The sequence below is a fragment of the Caballeronia sp. genome, from assembly GCF_049581465.1.
GTDB lineage: Bacteria > Pseudomonadota > Gammaproteobacteria > Burkholderiales > Burkholderiaceae > Caballeronia.
The window spans coordinates 1-2,453 of record NZ_JBAUSA010000443.1; the positions used below are offsets into that span (position 1 = coordinate 1).

The 2,453-nt window shown below is 63.2% G+C and carries 2 protein-coding genes; both read left to right on the forward strand.

The features are described from left to right. Window positions 1-1,479: 3'-5' exonuclease (locus tag WCA53_RS11025; protein WP_423909178.1), on the forward strand; the 1,479-nt coding region annotated here is incomplete at its 5' end. Beyond that, the coding region (locus WCA53_RS11030) for an AAA family ATPase (RefSeq protein WP_423909182.1) at window positions 1,476-2,453 on the forward strand (978 nt) is incomplete at its 3' end. The genes WCA53_RS11025 and WCA53_RS11030, both read left to right, overlap by 4 nt.

Below are 2,453 nucleotides of genomic sequence, written 5' to 3' on the forward strand. Positions count from 1 at the left end.
GATCGCAATCTCGTGCAGATCGTTACCGTGCATAAATCGAAGGGACTCGAATACGCGGTCGTGTTCTGTCCATTCCTGAATGACGGTGCGTTACGCGATCCGCCTTCGACGGGGTTGCCCGATGCCCGCGAGTATCACGACGACGGGTCGGCCGTGCTGCACTACGGCTACACGGACGAAGAGGGTGAACGCGCGTCCAGTCTCGCGACGCGCGACCAGGCGGCCGAACGCGCGCGTCTTGTGTATGTCGCGCTGACGCGGGCGATCTATCGATGCTACGTGGTGGCGGGTATTTACCTGATCGGCAAGTCGGCGAAGGAATCGCGGCGTAGCGTGTTGAATTGGCTGGCCGCAGGCGCGGGCCATGATTTCGGCGAATGGCTTGCAGAGCCGCCCGAGGAAGACGACGTGATTCAAAGCTGGCAGGCGCTCGCGTCTGGAGAAAGCCGGTCGATTTCGGTCGAGCCCTTGCCGGTGATCGACGCCCGTGAGCCTTTGGTAGCGCGGCCTGACACCGCACGTGTTGTGCAGGCCCGAATCAGCCGGCGTACGTTGCGCGACAGTTGGCGCACGGCTAGCTTCAGTTCGTTGATCGCGGCCGGCGCGCGCGCGGAATCGAGCCAGCCGCAGCCCGCCGACGATAGGCCCGATCACGACGAGCTTATCGTTCCCGCCGATGCTCAAGAACCCGCCGCTCCTGTAGCAGCCGCATCGCCGATCGAACCCGATCTCGATCTCGATCCCGACGATATCCTCGCGTTCCCGCGTGGACCGTCAGCAGGCGAGTGCCTGCATCGAATGTACGAACTCGTGGATTTTACGCAGTCGTCCACGTGGGACGACGCCATCAAGCGTGCGTTGCAGGAACATCCTGTCGTCGCGCCGGAACCGCTTGCCACCGCGATGCCCGCCATGATGGCGCGACTTCTCGCCGATACGCTCGCCACTGAACTCGTGCCGGGCATGCGACTGGACGCGATCGCCACGAAGCGGCGCATGAATGAACTCGAGTTTTTATTCCCAGCCGATTCGCTCGATTTCGCGGCGTTGCGGCGCATACTCGCCGCGCATCGTTTCCCCGATGTCGCGCTCGAAGCGGGAGCGTTACGCGGCTATGTCAAAGGATTCATCGACATGATTGTCGAGCATGCGGGACGCTATTGGATCGTGGATTGGAAATCGAACCACCTGGGCAACTCTCCCGCCGATTACGACGCGGCATCGCTCGATGTCGCCATGGCTTCGCACGCTTATCACTTGCAGGGGCTGTTTTACGCACTGGCATTGCACCGGTATTTGCGCTTGCGCCTGCCTGGTTATTCCTTTGAGCGGCATGTCGGCGGGTATCTATATCTGTTCGTGCGTGGCGTGCGACCTGATTGGCGCGACGGAGAAAGGCCAGCGGGTGTGCATGTGGGGAGGCCCTCGTTTGAACTGATCGACGCGCTCGATCAATTGATGCTTGGAGCGCCGGCATGAACGCGCCCGATCTTTCCCTTCTCGCCGACGACAGCATCGCGCTCGCCGACGGTTTCGCACGCCGTATCGGCGAGTTGTCAAAACGTATTCAGGACGACCCTGAAAGTACGCGCTGGGCGCAGCGTGCCGCGTTCGCGGTGAGCCGGGCAACCACGCAAGGTCACGTCTGCATTGCGCTTGACGCGTTGGCGCAGCGCTATGGTGCTTCCCCCGATACCGCGCGCGCAGCGCTACTTGCGAGCGGCGTGGCATGTGACGGTGAAGCCGAATCGGCGGATCTTCTGCCGCTCGTAATCGATTCGGATCAGCGGATTTATCTGGCGCGATATTTCGACTACGAACGCCGGCTCGCGCGCTGCCTCGTCGAACGCGCCCAAACGCCCGTTGCGGGGGTGGATGCAGCCGCGCTGAAGACGAGTGTCGAACGTTATTTCTCGGTGTCGGATCAAACCGGGCAAACCCATCTAGCCGACGGTGGTATCGACTGGCAGGGCGTCGCAGCGCTGGTCGCGTTATCTGGCCGGCTGACGATTGTGAGCGGCGGTCCGGGAACCGGCAAGACGACGACCGTTGTCGGCGTGCTTGCGTGCCTGCTCGACGAGAATCCGGGCTTGCGCATCGCGCTGGCTGCGCCAACCGGAAAAGCGGCGCAGCGCATGCAGGAGGCGCTCGCCGAGCGCGCAGGCAGCTTGCCCCCAGAATTGGCGGCACGGTTGCCGCGTACGTCGTTCACGCTGCAGCGGCTGCTTGGCTCGCAGGCGACGGGGCGTTTCCGGCATCATCGCGACAATCCTTTGCCCTTCGATGTCATCGTGGTCGACGAAGCGTCGATGATCGACGTCGCGCTCGCCGCGCATCTGCTCGAGGCGGTTGCTCCCCACGCGCGGCTTGTCATGCTTGGCGACAAGGACCAACTGGCGGCGGTGGAGGCGGGTGCGGTGTTCGCGGAACTGAGCGCGCAGCCGGTGTTCAGC